The organism is Candidatus Poriferisodalis sp., assembly GCF_965204195.1.
Lineage (GTDB): Bacteria > Actinomycetota > Acidimicrobiia > Acidimicrobiales > Poriferisodalaceae > Poriferisodalis.
This window is the reverse complement of record NZ_OZ241975.1, coordinates 2,936,490-2,950,535: the sequence shown is the minus strand read 5'-3', so window position 1 is coordinate 2,950,535 and position 14,046 is coordinate 2,936,490. Positions and strand designations below refer to the sequence as shown.

At 64.6% G+C, this 14,046-nt stretch carries 10 protein-coding genes and 1 pseudogene; 5 read left to right on the top strand and 6 right to left on the bottom strand.

Features of this window, described 5'->3' with window-relative positions:
* Window positions 1-20: 20 nt before the first annotated feature.
* Window positions 21-899, top strand: coding sequence for an RDD family protein (locus ACOGI8_RS13230; RefSeq protein WP_419854258.1), 879 nt, complete (start codon window positions 21-23; stop codon window positions 897-899).
* Window positions 900-1,136: 237 nt separating this feature from the next.
* On the top strand, window positions 1,137-1,712 hold the full coding sequence (locus ACOGI8_RS13225) for an RDD family protein (protein ID WP_419854257.1): 576 nt from the start codon (window positions 1,137-1,139) through the stop codon (window positions 1,710-1,712).
* 52 nt (window positions 1,713-1,764) lie between these two features.
* On the opposite strand, the gene serC is transcribed toward ACOGI8_RS13225, so the two are convergent.
* Entirely contained in the window at window positions 1,765-2,907 is a 1,143-nt protein-coding gene (serC, locus tag ACOGI8_RS13220; RefSeq protein WP_419854256.1) for a phosphoserine transaminase, read from the bottom strand.
* A 186-nt stretch (window positions 2,908-3,093) separates the two neighbouring features.
* Here serC and ACOGI8_RS13215 point away from each other — a divergent pair, with 186 nt between their 5' ends.
* Window positions 3,094-4,287 (top strand): pyridoxal phosphate-dependent aminotransferase, encoded by a 1,194-nt coding sequence (locus ACOGI8_RS13215; RefSeq protein WP_419854255.1) that lies wholly within the window; start codon window positions 3,094-3,096, stop codon window positions 4,285-4,287.
* 1 nt (window position 4,288) lies between these two features.
* Complete coding sequence (locus ACOGI8_RS13210) at window positions 4,289-5,230, top strand: hydroxyacid dehydrogenase (RefSeq protein ID WP_419854254.1); 942 nt, start codon at window positions 4,289-4,291, stop codon at window positions 5,228-5,230.
* Between the two features lie 63 nt (window positions 5,231-5,293).
* Here ACOGI8_RS13210 and ACOGI8_RS13205 read toward each other — a convergent pair whose 3' ends face one another.
* From ACOGI8_RS13205 to ACOGI8_RS13190, 4 genes and pseudogenes are all read right to left on the bottom strand, one after another.
* The gene (locus ACOGI8_RS13205; RefSeq protein WP_419854253.1) at window positions 5,294-5,425 is read right to left on the bottom strand and encodes a hypothetical protein; all 132 of its coding nucleotides are present in this window, start codon (window positions 5,423-5,425) and stop codon (window positions 5,294-5,296) included.
* 269 nt (window positions 5,426-5,694) lie between these two features.
* On the bottom strand, window positions 5,695-6,303 hold the full coding sequence (locus ACOGI8_RS13200) for an RDD family protein (RefSeq protein WP_419854252.1): 609 nt from the start codon (window positions 6,301-6,303) through the stop codon (window positions 5,695-5,697).
* 36 nt (window positions 6,304-6,339) lie between these two features.
* Window positions 6,340-7,107, bottom strand: a pseudogene (locus tag ACOGI8_RS13195) (amidohydrolase family protein); the annotation flags it as partial.
* Window positions 7,108-7,122: 15 nt separating this feature from the next.
* On the bottom strand, window positions 7,123-7,638 hold the full coding sequence (locus ACOGI8_RS13190; protein WP_419854251.1) for a hypothetical protein: 516 nt from the start codon (window positions 7,636-7,638) through the stop codon (window positions 7,123-7,125).
* A gap of 451 nt (window positions 7,639-8,089) precedes the next feature.
* On the opposite strand from ACOGI8_RS13190, the gene ACOGI8_RS13185 reads away from it, so the two are divergent.
* Window positions 8,090-9,364, top strand: coding sequence for an ATP-binding protein (locus ACOGI8_RS13185; protein WP_419854250.1), 1,275 nt, complete (start codon window positions 8,090-8,092; stop codon window positions 9,362-9,364).
* A gap of 100 nt (window positions 9,365-9,464) precedes the next feature.
* On the opposite strand, the gene ACOGI8_RS13180 is transcribed toward ACOGI8_RS13185, so the two are convergent.
* Window positions 9,465-13,754, bottom strand: a complete 4,290-nt coding sequence (locus ACOGI8_RS13180; protein ID WP_419854249.1) for a hypothetical protein — start codon at window positions 13,752-13,754, stop codon at window positions 9,465-9,467.
* Between the last annotated feature and the right edge of the window lie 292 nt (window positions 13,755-14,046).

Below are 14,046 nucleotides of genomic sequence, written 5' to 3'. Positions count from 1 at the left end.
GGGAACAGGGGCGCTATTCGATGAGCGAGTACCGAGAACCTCCGCCGTCTGACGGCGGGCGACGCACCGGCTGGGCTGAGCTGCCGGACGGCGGCATCGTCAGGCTTGCTTCTGCAGGGGCCCGCTTCGGTGCGCGGGTGTTAGACGCAGTTCTCCTATTCGCAGTCGACATGGTCATCATCTTGGTGAACGTCGACTGGAGTGCATTCGGTGATGAATTGCAGGAGGAATCGCCCGACTTCACCGGAGTGTTTCCGGGTGCAGGATTCTTCTTGGTCCTCTCTGCTGTCTCGATCGCCTACGAGATCATTCCGGTCGCGTTGTGGGGACGAACCTTGGGCAAGCGCGTGGTGGGCACCAAGGTCGTGAACGCCCAGTCGGGTGAGGTACCCGAATGGGGCAAGGCCATCGCGAGGTGGGCCATTCCGGGCTTGCCTGTGACGATCGCGGGCTTGCCCGCATTTGGCTTCGGAATTTTGTGGATTGGCTGGCTGTGGTGGATCCTGTGTTACGTCAGCCTGACATGGGACCGCGTGTACCAAGGCTGGCACGACAGAGCCGCCGGTACGCTGGTCATCAAGGTCGCGCAAGCGCAGAGATCAACTAAGCAGATCGAAGGGGTTCAACCAGAAATGAACCGCGTGCAACCAGACATGAATGCCCCCTACAGCGGTCTCGCCATAGCGGCGATGGTGTGCGGGATTTGCGGGTTCATCACCTGGGGCATCGCAGGCGTCGTGGGCATTGTCTTGGCAGTCCGTGCGAAGCGGGACACGCAGTTCGGGGGCAAGCGGGGCGAAGGAATGCGCGTCGCAGGGTTAGTTTGCGGCATCGTCTCGGCGAGCATTTTGGCCGGATGCACTGCGCTCGTGGTCGTGGGCGCGGCGGCGGGATCGTGATGGCGCTGCGCTGAGAGTCGCTCCGTCGGCGACTAACTGCTCGCGCCACATCTCGGGAAGAACCTCGGCAAAGCGCGTGGTGGTCAATCCCGGATTTAGCCGCGGCCATCCCGTTCCTCGTGTGGATTGGCTGGCTGTGGTGGATTCTGTGCTATCTCAGCCTGACATGGGATCGCGTGTATCAGCGCTGGCACGACAAGGCCGCGGGCACCCTCGTCATCAAGCCGTGAGCAGCAGATGAGTGACCTCGGCAAGGCGTCTGCCGCGCAGAGCAGATGGCGGACCCGTTCAGTCGGTGTGGGCGACCTCGGGACCGTGCAGCTTGCGGGCCCCGGAACTCGATTGGCTGCACGGGTCCTGGACATTGGGGTCGTGTACACGCTCTGGTTGATCACCCGGGATGTCGTCGGCCTTTACATTGTCGAGCCCAGGGTCAGCTCTGCAGCAGGCAGGTTCTTCGTAGCCCTCGTGGTTCTGCCACTTGTCTTCGTCGGGTATGAGGTTGTCCAATCAGCGTTGTGGGGACAGACCGTGGGAAAGCGGATCGTTGACATTCGAGTGGTGAATGAATCGACGGGCCGCCCCCCGGGATGGGGCAGGTCGTTGATTCGCTGGGCGGTCCCGCTGGTTCCCTTTGCCGTGTTGGCCGTTTTTCTGTCGTTGGCAAGTGAGTTCCTTGCGCTGCTTGCCGCCGTCGCGTCGGTGGCTGTGTGTGACCTGAGCATCACGTGGGACCGGAAGAACCAGGGTTGGCACGACAAGGCTGCAGGCACGTTTGTCGTCAAGACGGGCGTTCTCGTCTCCGAGCGCTGAGGCGAATCAGCTGTCGCCCTGGGGCCGTTCGACTGCGTTGCCAGTTGCGGTATCAGAGTCGCTCGACGATGTAGTCGATGCAGGCGGTTAGGGCCTCGGCGTCGATCGGATCGATCGCAGGGAATGCGGCAATGCGGAGCTGGTTACGGCCCAGCTTCCGGTACCCCTCGGTGTCGATGATGTCGTTGGCTCGCAGCGCTGCCGCGATGTCATCGGCGCTCACGCCGTCGAAGTCGATGGTGCATACGACGGGGGAGCGCATCTGGGGGTCTGCGACGAACGGCGAGGCGAAGTCCCGGGCTGCAGCCCAGTCGTAGATGCTGCTGCTGGAGGCTGCCGAGCGAGAGGCCGCCCAGGCGAGGCCGCCGCCGTCCAGCATCCACTCGGCGGTTTCGAGCGTCAGCAGAATCGTGGCCAGCGCTGGCGTGTTGTAGGTCTGGTCTTGGCGAGAGTTGCGCGCCGCGATGGCCAAGTCCAGCGTGGCGGGCTTGTAGCGGCCGTCGCTGTCGATCCGCTCTATCCGCTCGATCGCGTTCGGTGAGCACAGCGCGATGAACAGTCCGCCATCGGCGGCGAAGGCCTTCTGGGGAGCGAAGTAGTAGCAGTCGACGTCAGCCGGGTCCCACGTCATTGCGCCGGCGGCAGAGGTCGCGTCGACCAGGACCAGCGCGGGCGAGGCGCCTTGCCTGAACGGGCCCAGTTGCGGTTGCGCCAGCGGCATCGCCACCCCGGTGGAAGTCTCGTTGTGGGTCAGCGCATACACGTCGATCCCGGCGTCGGGCTCAGGCGTCGGGTGGCTGCCATAGGGCGCTGTGATCACCACTGGGTCTTCCAGGTGCGGCGCGGCAGCAGTCACAGCAGAGAACTTCTCGGAGAACTCGCCGAAGGCCAGGTGCTGTGCCCGGCGTTCGATCATCGAGAATGCGGCGGCGTCCCAGAAGCCGGTGCTGCCGCCGTTGCCCAGCACCACCTCCCAGCCATCGCCCAGCCCGAACAATTCAGTCATGGCTGCGCGCAACCGGCCCACCACAGATCGCACGCCGGTGCGACGATGCGACGTGCCCATGTAGTCGAGCGCACGAGCTTCCAGCGCTTTCACAGCTTCGGGACGAACCTTGGACGGGCCCGAGCCGAAGCGCCCATCGGCGGGTCGCAGCTCGGCGGGAAGAGAAATCGATGAGGGAGAGGCAGCCATCGGCTGCCACTATTGCGCCCGGGCCAGTCGCCGACAACCACATTTTCACTACAAATCGCCGACGAGATTCATCGGCGACTTCACGCCTGGCTGCGCCGACAGGGTGGTTCCGCGCCTGATGCGGTCGCTGGGCGGCGAGACTGTCGGGCGCTCGCGGCAGCGCGTCGAGCAGACGGGAGACGCTCAATGAGCAATCGAGTATCGACGGCACTGGCGGGCATCGCCCCGTCGGCCACCCTCGCCGTGGACGCGAAGGCCAAGGCGCTGCGGGCGGCGGGCGAGAACGTGATCGGCTTCGGCGCCGGCGAGCCCGACTTCCCGACGCCGGAACACATCGTCGATGCTGCAGCGGCTGCATGCCGCGACACGGCGAACCACCGCTACTCGCCTGCCGGCGGTCTGCCTGCCTTGAAGACAGCGCTGGCTGCCAAGACCAAGCGCGACAGCGGCCTTGACTGGGAGGCCAGCCAATTCCTGGTCACCAACGGGGGCAAGCAGGCCGTCTACAACACCATGGCTGCGCTGATCGATCCTGGTGACGAAGTGCTGCTGCCGGCGCCCTACTGGACGACCTATCCCGAGGCGATCCGGGTGTTCGGCGGCGTACCGGTCGAGGTGTTCGCCGGCATCGAGAGCGGGTTCCGCGTGAGCCTGGACCAGCTCGAAGCAGCACGAACCGACCGCACGAAGGCGCTGCTGTTCGTCTCGCCGTCCAACCCGACCGGTGCCGTCTACCCGCGCGACGAGATCATCGCAATCGGCCAGTGGGCCGTCGAGCACGGTCTGTGGGTAATCACCGACGAAATATACGAGCACCTCATCTACGGCGACGCCGAGCACCATTCGCTCCCCGTGCTGGTGCCCGAGATCGCCGACCGCTGTGTGGTGCTGAACGGTGTGGCCAAGACCTACGCCATGACCGGCTGGCGCGTCGGCTGGATGGCCGGGCCCCCAGACGTGATCGGCGCGGCCACCAACCTGCAGAGCCATGCCACCTCCAACGTCTGCAACGTGGCCCAGGCTGCGGCGCTCGCTGCCGTGTCGGGCGACCTCGAGGCGGTCGCGATGATGCGCGCTGCGTTCGACGTGCGGCGCCAGCGCATCACCGAGATGCTCAACTCGGTCGACGGCGTGGAGTGCCCGGAGCCCGAAGGCGCGTTCTATGCATTCCCCAAAATGGAGGGCTTGCTGGGACGCCGCCTCGGCGGTACGGACGTCGACACCACGCTCGATTTGGCGGCAGCAGTGCTCGAGCAGGCCAAGGTGGCGTTCGTGCCTGGCGAGGCGTTCGGTGCCCCCGGCTATGCGCGTTTCTCATTCGCGATGGGGCTTGACGATCTCTCCGAGGGCATCAGCCGCATCGCAGACCTGGTCGGGTGACGTGGCGCGGGTCCTGGTTGCCGAGACGTTGGCCGATGCCGGCCTCGACTTGCTGCGCGCGGCTGGCCACGACGTCGACGTCCGAACGGGGCTCAGCGCCGACGAGTTGCGCGACGCCGTCGCCGGGGCGCAGGCGCTGGTCATCCGCTCGGCCACCCAGGTCGACGCCGATGTCCTCGCAGCGGGCGATTCGCTGGTGGTCGTCGGGCGTGCCGGCGTAGGGCTCGACAACGTCGATGTGGCCGCGGCGACCGAGCGCGGAGTGATCGTCTGCAATGCGCCGTACAGCAACGTCGTGTCGGCAGCAGAGATGACCGTGGCGCTCATGCTGGCGCTGGCGCGCCATGTGCCTCAAGCACACCAGGCGCTCGCCGATGGCCGCTGGGAGCGCAGCCGCTGGGGCGGCATGGAGATCTACCGCAAGACAATCGGGATCGTGGGCCTCGGCCGAGTCGGCCGCTTAGTCGCGCAGCGGATCGCCCCGTTCGACGTAGAGCTCATCTCCTATGACCCCTATGTGAGCGCGGAATCGGGCCGAGCCGCCGACGTCGAGATGGTGGAGTTCCCCGAATTGCTGGAACGGTCGGACATCATCACGCTGCACATGCCCCGCACGCCCGAGACGGCGGGGCTGCTGGGGGCCGAGAACCTGGCCAGGTGCCGCCCGCATGCGTTGATCGTCAATACCGCTCGTGGCGGCATTCTCGACGAGACGGCGGCTGCCGCAGCTTTGGAGGCCGGGCGCCTTGGCGGCGTAGCAGTAGATGTCTACGCAACCGAACCGGCAACCGAGTCGCCGCTGTTCGGCCGACCCGATGTGGTGGCCACACCGCACCTCGGCGCCAGCACCACCGAGGCCCAAGACCGCGCCGGCACCCAGATCGCCGAACAGGTCAACCTGGCCCTAGCCGGCGACCCCGTGCCCTACGCCGTCAACGCCTGACACCACGTGTCCCGTCCGTCGCGGCACGCACGGCCGACGACAGCAGTCACGGGGCGTTCAGTGTCAGCGCTGCTGCTTGTAACCGTCTGAAATGACTTGGCCGAGAATCTTCTCGCCAGGCGGACTGTTGCCGGTTCCCACGGCCGCTGTGCCTCCTGCGCCCTCGCCCATGTTGGCGACATGAGTGGCGTCCATCAGTTGTCGCGCAATTTTCTTGCGCGGGTCCGGTGCTGATGACTTTGAGCTCGGGTGCGAGAGTGCAGCAACAAAGTGGCCGAAGCTCCGCAGTCCACTGCCGATTCTCTTGACCACTTTGCGCACCATTTCCACCCCTTGACCAGATGGCTCCTGGAAATCGACCCTACATCTCGCCGAAGGTCAGGAGGCTCCAGCGATGTGTCCGAGCTGGTTTCAGTGCCGAGCGGCGACAGCGGCCGCGTCGGTGCCGGAGCAGGGCTCGGGCCTCAAGGCACTCGGACGACGAGCGTTTTCGCAGAGCGGTCGTGCCAACCCTGCCGCTGGGCATGCCACGTGATTGACAGGTAGCACAGGCAGGTGCCTACGAGGCCTGCGACGAGAAAGAACACGGCGGTACCTGTATTGCCACCGACAATGCCGAACACGAACCAGAAGTACAGGCCTGCGAGTGAGATGAGACCGCCAGCCAAAGGAATGATGGTGCGCGCGAAGGCCTGACGCCAGCGAATCCGTCGACCCGTAGTTCTGTCGACAACTCGGATACTCAGTGCCCGCTTTCCCAGCGTCTGGCCCCACAACGCGGTAGCCAACATCCGATAGACGACGACCATCACTAGCTGTAGGGCTGGAAATAGAGGGAACAACAGCGAGTTCCCAAATGGTTCATCGGTGTTGTCGATGTCCCATGACGCAAATGACAACCAGAGTCCGATCAAGAGGAACCCGGCAGAGATACCGAAGTCAATGACGCGAGCCCCGAGCCGCTCACCGTTTGACGCGAGCGTCAACTCTGATCCGTCGCTCAGTTGGACGCTTCGGTGCTTCGATGTGCGCGAGAACCTTGCAGGCTGCCATGTCCCGTCAGCCGCGGTCATGACCGTGTTGTCCGCCGTTGCACAACGCCGTCTTGTTCAGCGCAGGGCGGCGACGGCGGCCGCGTCGGGGTGATGCAGGTAACGCTCGGGGATGTCGAAGCCGAAGATGCGGGCGGCGTTGAGGCCCAGGATCTTGGCCCGTTCGCCGTCGTCGAGGTGGCTCATCGTGCGCTCGATGGCCTGGGCGGAATAGGGCCATGAGCCCTCGTGGTGCGGGAAGTCGTTCGCCCACAGGAAGTTGTCGACCAGGCCGTGCTCGCGGGCGAGATCCAGGCCGGCGGGATCTTCCTGGAAGCTCGCGAAGCCCTGCCGTTTGAAGTACTCGCTGGGCAGCATCTCGAGCTTGGGCCGCACCCACATGTGGTGCTTGAGGTACGCCTCGTCCATGGCGGTCAGCATCCACGGCACCCAGCCGATGCCGGCCTCGATCGATCCGAACTGCAGTTTCGGGTGCCGCTCGGCGACGCCCGAGGCGCAGATGTTGACCAGCGGCTCCATGGTCGGCGCCAGCGAGTGCACGGCGTAGTTGATGACGGCGCCGCCTTGGCTGCGTGACGTGCGCGGATCACGCCCGGTCGAGACATGGAACGTGACGGGCAGCTCGACCTCGTCGATGCAGTCCCACAGCGGCTCCATCTCGCGCAGGTTGTAGTTGAGGTCGTCCACGTCGGGCGGGCCGAAAACCGGTTTCGCCGGCAGGCTCAGCCCTTTGAACCCGAGCGCTGCGCAGCGCTGGATCTCGGCGATGGCTTTGTCCAGCGTTGCGGGAGCGATGCAAGCCATCGGGGCCAGCCGGTCGTTGTAGTCGGCGAACTCCTCTCAGGCCCACTCGTTGTAGGCCCGGCACATGGCGTGGCTGAAGTCGGCATCGGGCGTGGCCCAGATGCTCAGGCCCTTGTTCGGGAACAGGATCTCGGCGTCGCAGCCATCCAGCGCCAAGTCAGCCAGCCGGGCCTCGGGGCTGCGCCCGGATTGGTTGCGCAGCTTCTCGTGGCCTTCGAAGGGCTTGGTCCAGTTGAGCTTGGCCGGTCGGAACCCCTCGGCCTTCTGGAAGAACTGCTCTTCGGTCGCGCCGCCGCCCTTGCCCTTGCCGTCGTCGCCCTTGCCATGAACGTCCATCGCCTTAGTGACGGCAATGGTCGGCAGCCGGTGGTGATACGCCGGGTCGATGCGGCCATACAGAAATGTGTTCGGCTCCTGCACATGCCCGTCCGCCGAGCACATGAAGAACTTGTCGTCGGCATCGGGCCGAGCCGAGCGCAGCCACCCCTCGTTGCCCGGCGTCTCGGTCCGCCACACGTTGTTGACATCAGGTTCAGGGATCGTGATCGCCACGTCGGCACTCCAGGCTCGGAACTCAGGATCAGCGTCTCGGTGCAGTCGACTGCCCGCCCGATGAGTCTGGCATGCAACGGCCCCGGCGGCCTGAGCGCCCGTGCCAGCGGCACAGCCGCAAGCTCAATCTCGGCGGATTGCGCAGCAGCGACGCTGGTGTCTGCGCAAAAGATGCATCACCGAATGCGCAGTACATACATTCGAATGTGCGCAATAGAGACATTCCGGCCGACACGGGCCCCGGATCGGTTCACCCTCGGCGATCACATTGAGGCCAATCCGGCTTGCGCCCTCTGGGACTGACTGCTGCTATAGGTTGGTAAAACACCTAATAGCTATGCGGTAAAACAACTAGTAGCCTTATCTGGCCAAGGAGAGTGAGGACGCAAACCGGCGCATTTGCCGGGTCCGACATATCGCGCCGGGACGAGGGCAAGGGGGCATATCGGTGGTGACCGGACACGTTGAAATCCATCGTCGCCTTGAGCCCAAGTTGCGGCATGCGCTTGACACCTTTCGAGTTGTCGTGCTCGGGGGTCCACGGCAGTCGGGCAAGACGACCTTGGCGCACCGGGTCGTGGGCAGTGGCACCTATCTCAATCTCGACGATCCAACAGTTCGCTCGTTCGCGCTCGACGATCCGACAGGCTTCATAGCCGACCGCCCCCGGCCGATCGTTATCGACGAGGTGCAGCGGGGTGGTGATGACCTCGTCCGTGCCGTCAAGCTGGCAGTCGATGCCGACCCGACCCCGGGTGGCTTCCTGCTGACCGGTTCGACGAACTTCCTGACGGTTCCGGTGTTCTCGGAGTCGCTGGCGGGCCGAGCAGTGTTCTTCGACCTGGCGCCGTTCTCGCAAGTTGAGATGGAAGGCACCGGCAACGGGTTGTTGACCTTCTTGCTTGATGACGGTCGCGCCCAAGCGACCGCGACCCAAGAGCTGCTGCATGCTTCCCCGTCAACAGTGACCCGGGCCGACTATGCCGACCGCATCTGTCGTGGCGGATACCCCGAAGCAATCAACTTGGGGGAATCAGATCGTCGGCTGTGGTTCGACGCATATGTGCATACCGCTGTGACTCGCGACATTGTCGAGGTCACAGGGGCTCGACGGTCCACCGAGCTGGCGCGCCTGCTCCGAGCGGCCGCGGCCAGGACGGCCTCAGAACTCGTGATGAGCGACATTCATCGCGACCTGGAGTTGGGCAGCATCGACACCACTGCCGACTACCTGTCGTATCTGGAGATGACTCACCTCGTTACCGGCATGTCCGGCTGGGCTACCGGCGCGGCCACACGCGCTAAGCGCCGCCCGAAGGTCCATGTCAACGACACCGGACTCGCGACGGCGCTGCTGGGGCTCACCGCGAGGTCGCTGGATGGTCCGGCCAGCGAGCAGCGCGGACCGCTGCACGAGACCTTCGCGGTCAACGAACTGCGTCGCCAAGCCGCAGCGATGGGCCAGCCTCTCAACTTCTGTCACTACCGCGACTCCCGCGGACGCGAGGTGGACCTGCTCATCGAGCGACCGGATGGTCGGGTGATCGCAGTCGAGATCAAGGCCGGTGCGACGGTGCGGCCCACCGACGCCAAGTGGCTGACATGGCTCAGGGATCTCATCGGAGACAGGTTCGAGATCGGCCTCGTTCTCTACACAGGCTCAGCACCGCTGCCCGTAGCGGACCGAGTCGTGGCCCTTCCCCTGTCCTACCTCTGGGAGATCTGACCCCACTTACCGGCGCAACCGGTTCAGAGCCTCGATCACAGGGAGCCGAACTGGCTCGCGCCGCAGGTCGCGTACTCGGCCGCGGAGCGATGAACCGGTCTCAGTAGGCGATAAAGCCGGGAATACCCCAGCACTCGATGGCGCCGTCGGTGCGCACGCCGCAGACATGACCGCGACCTGAGCTGATCGATGTGAAGCGGCTGCGCGGGTCAGGCTCATGGCGGTTGTACGGCTTGTTCGGCGTGTACACGCTTCCCCAGCAGTCGACGACACCATCGACCCGCAGTCCGCACGCATGCGCCGGGTACGTGATACGGCCCTCGTCATCTTCGTACGTGCCCCAGTAGCCGCCCCCTGCACCGACAACGACATCTGAGTAGCGCTGGGTTGATGACGGCCCTTCGTCGTGCCTCAGACCTTGACCCCAGCATTCGATCCTGCCGTCCGTGCGGAGACCGCATGCATGAACCCCGCTCGCCGCCACTTTGACGAAGTCGTTGCCTGCTGGGGGAGTCGACTGGTCGACGCTGTTGTCGCCCCAGCACCGAATCGACCCGCTTGTGTCTACGGCGCAGGCGTGCCCGACATGACGCCGCTCGCCTCTCCAATACTCCGAGACAGCGCCAGTGGCCACCTGCACGTAGTCGCCGCCCCTCGGCATCGTCTCGCCACCGTCGCTGCGATCCGAACACGTCACCTCGCCCGCCGAGCCCAAGGCGCACAAGAGATGCCCGGAGTCACTGAACTGCACGATGTCTTCGTCGGTTGCTCCGACGGGGACATCGCGTTCGGCATCCAGAGACCAGCACCGCTGCGTGCCGACTTCCGTTCGGCCGCAAGCGAAGCTGCTTCCCGTGGTGAGTGACGTGAAGCTCAGTCGTTCGGGAGTGTTCGATGGCAGGTCTTGATACTCGCCACCCCAGCACTGCACTGTCCCGTCGGTCCGGCGACCGCAGGTCAACTCCTCGTTCGCGCTCACCTCGATGAAGCCAGCATCGTTGTCGAGCGATCGGCGGAATCGACCCGAACCCCAGCACCGCGTGCTGCCATTGGGGCGTTCAACGCACACGTAGTTGCCGACGGCTGTGATCGATGCGAATTCCTGACCTCGGACGTCCTCGGGTGGCTGCGCTCCGCCCAAGTCGCCCCAGCACGCGACCAGCCCATCGCGCGTAAGGCCGCAGGTGAACGAACTGCCAGCTGCGATGTCCTTGAACGTCAAGGGCGATGGCTCGGTGGTCGGTTCGTAATCTGCGTCGTCGGTTTCCTCAACGCCATGTGCCGTCGTTGGCGGCGTGAGCCGACCATCCCCGCCATACCCCCAGCACTCCGGCGTTCCATCGGCACGAAGACCACACGAGTGCCTGGACCCCAAGGCAATCGCTGAGTATCGAGCGCCTTGGGGCGGGGACCTGACGCCATACTCGTCCTCGTCCTCGCCATACATGTCAGAGCTCCAGCACACTGGGCTGCCGTCGAGTCTCAGACCGCAGCTACGACCGCCACCGACCGCAACGGCGGTGAATTCCCCTTCAGGGACATTCCAGTCATGAACCGGTCCTCGCGTTCCGATGGATGAGGCGACGATGCACTCGAGTGATCGATCAGCAAGCAGGCCGCAGGAGTGGCTGAGGCCGATGGACGCCTCCGCTCGTTGAGACAACGACACTGACGCGGCGACATGGGTATGTCCATAACCCCCGTCCCAGCCACCGCAGATCAAGTAGTGATCGACCCTGAGGCCGCACCACATCGTGCCGTCCCAATGGACGTCGAGGACGCGCGCATTTGACGGGACATAGGTCACTCCAGTGCTGTCGTGCCCCCAGCATTCGACTGAACCGTCCGAACGCGACCCGCAGCCGCCGCCGTTCGCGCCCGACGCGGATGTGAACACAGGTCGGTCGAGTCGCCGGAGGTGCAGTCTGAATCTGTTGAGCACAGTTGCTGCCTGCCCGCGCGTCATGGCACCTTGGCGGCACCTTTCGGGCGAGCGGTCGATGCACATGCTGAGGACATCTGCTCCGACCGCAGCGACGGTATGGGCCACGGCGACCGATGATCTCGCCTGCTGGTCGCTGTCGTTTCGCACATGCAGAGCGCGCTGCAGACTCAGATTGAGTTCGCCTCGGGTCACCGGCTCATCGGGGCAGAACGTCCGGGCTGCCGAATCGCATGGCCGCATGACATCCGCAGCGACGAGCCTTTGAGCGTGATCTGCCCACCAGACATCGGCCGCGACATCGTCCCACGGCTTCAGTGTCGCGGCGTATTGCGCAACAGTCGTTCGCGACAGCTTTGCGGCACCGAGTGGGTCGCCCCGATGTTTCGGTGTCGCGGCGTCTTGTGCAACGGCGGGCAGATCGGCGCCAATCAGCCGGTCGAGCCAGACGGCCAACGTCGCACGCGAGAGCGGTGCGTCGGTGCAGAATCGCTGCGTCGTGCACTCCGTGCCTGCGATGACGCCGAGTTGGTCGAGTTCCAGGACATCGGCGGAATGCCATCTCGGAAGATTGACGTCGAAAGGCACCAGCTGCGCAGGGGCGGAGTAGTTGTGGTGGCCCCAGCAGACGACACTGCCGTCAGCGCGCAATCCGCAGGTGCTGTCGTGATCGGCTTGCAGATCGCTGAGGGCTTCACTAGTCGGCGGCGTCGATTGGCCAGCGTTGTCGGCCCCCCAGCAGCGCGTCAGCCCCTCGAGGGTCACGCCGCAGCTGTGCTTGCCGCCCGCGGTGATACTGCGGAAACGAACCCCGCTCGGAGGCGATGACTGGCCAAACTCATCGGCCCCCCAGCAGACGGCGCTTTGGTCCTCGAGTAAGGCACATGCGTGATGGCGGGTTCTATCTTCCGAGCCGCCGGAGCTGTACCAAGCCCCGTCGCTGAGAGCCAGTGCTCGGTACTTGCGATCGAGACTCTCATTCCGGCCGAAGTGTTCACCGATCGACGTGGTGCCTCGGTACGGATGCACGATCTGCTCGAGTTCTTCGGGAAGGCCGTAGGCGTTGTCCCAACACTTGATACGACCGGCATCATTGATGGCGCATGCGAAGTACTCGCTCGTAGCGATCGCGATGTGCTTGCCAGATGGCGGTGGCGGCAGGTCTTGGCTGAGCCAATTCTGGTTGGCTCCCCAGCAGTGGATAAAGCGTTCTGACGTCAGGCCGCATGCTCGGTCAGCGACAATCACGAGCGTTGAGAATGTGAGTTCGTCAGGAATGTTGTCGACGACCGCATCGAGTCTTGGTTCGGAGTAGTTCGCGTAATGCCGCCAACACGTCGCATGACCGTCAAGGAGGAGACCGCAGGTGAGATCGTTACCGATAGCAATCTCAGCGAAGCGCGCACCGCCGTGGACCGGCGCTGTTGGGTCATGACCCGCGCCCCAGCATTGGGCGAGACCGTCGGCTCGCAGGCCGCAGGAGAGCACCGGTCCATGGCTGCCTCGCGCATTCCAATCGGTGAACAGTCGCGAAAAGTGCGCGAGCGCCGGGGGAGGCGTCGACTGCCCGTAGGCATCTGAGCCCCAACAGAGTGCTTCACCGGTCGTCGTCAGTCCGCAACTGTGCTGAGAACCAGCGGAGATTTCTGCGAAGACCACGCCGCGAGGCGGGCTGACTTGACCGTCGATATCGCTGCCCCAGCACAACGCGGTGCCTTCCGGCTGCAGCCCGCATGTGTGCAGACCTCCGGCCGACAGGGAGCTGAATCGAGCTTCGGCCGGCGGCGTGCTCTGGCCGTATGAGTCGTCGCCCCAGCACACGGCCGCACCATCGGTCTTGAGAGCGCATGTGTGCCCAGCCCCAGCGGCGATGTGTACGAAAGACTGCTCGGTGGGTGCATCGAGCTGGCCGGTGTCATTGTTGCCCCAGCACAGGACGCGTTTGTCGTCGCGTAGGCCGCAGACATGCGCGGTGCCTGCATTGATGGCCAAGAACTGAGAATCGGCTGACTCGTCGAGCCAGTCGGCCGTGTTCGGCTCCTCCCAGTCCCAGTAGTACCTGCCCCAGCAGCGAATTCGATTGTCACCATCGAGGGCGCAGACATGCGATACAGCGGTTGCGATTGCCTGATATGTCTCTTGCTCGAACGGTGGTGTCGGCTGATCTAAGCCGGTCAGGTATCCCCCAGGGAGGTTGCGAACCTCGTCCCAGCAGTGGATGCCACCGTTCGCGCGGAGTCCACAATTGTTGTCACCCTGAGAGTCGATCTCGACGAAGTTGCTGGATGCGAGGCTCGAAGCGTTGCCCTTAAAGGGGTAGAGACTCGTCTCTCTTCCCCAGCATCTCGCTCGGCCGTCCGCAAGCAAGCCGCATGTGTGTCGACTGCCGGCAGCGATTGAAACGAACACCTCCGGCATAGGTCGTTCCCGAACGCAATAAGTGTCCATCGTGCATGGCGAACCTGGGATGAACGGGGCCCCGTCTGCTTCGACAGCCGCCTGGTCAACCGACCGTGTGTCGCCGTGACTCGCGAATCTGTCTTGCTCGCTGAGCGCCAGTGGCGTCGCGGGCGAGGTCGACGTTCTCGCAGGAATCGGACCTCTCGGGATGACTGAATCCGACGAAGAACTCTCTCCGCTCGTTCCGGACTGCTGAACGCCGGAAGCATCGCGCTCGCTTCCGCTCGCGCTGTTCGGCAGGGACACCACCGTTGCGACCACGATCGCGCAAATGCTGGCC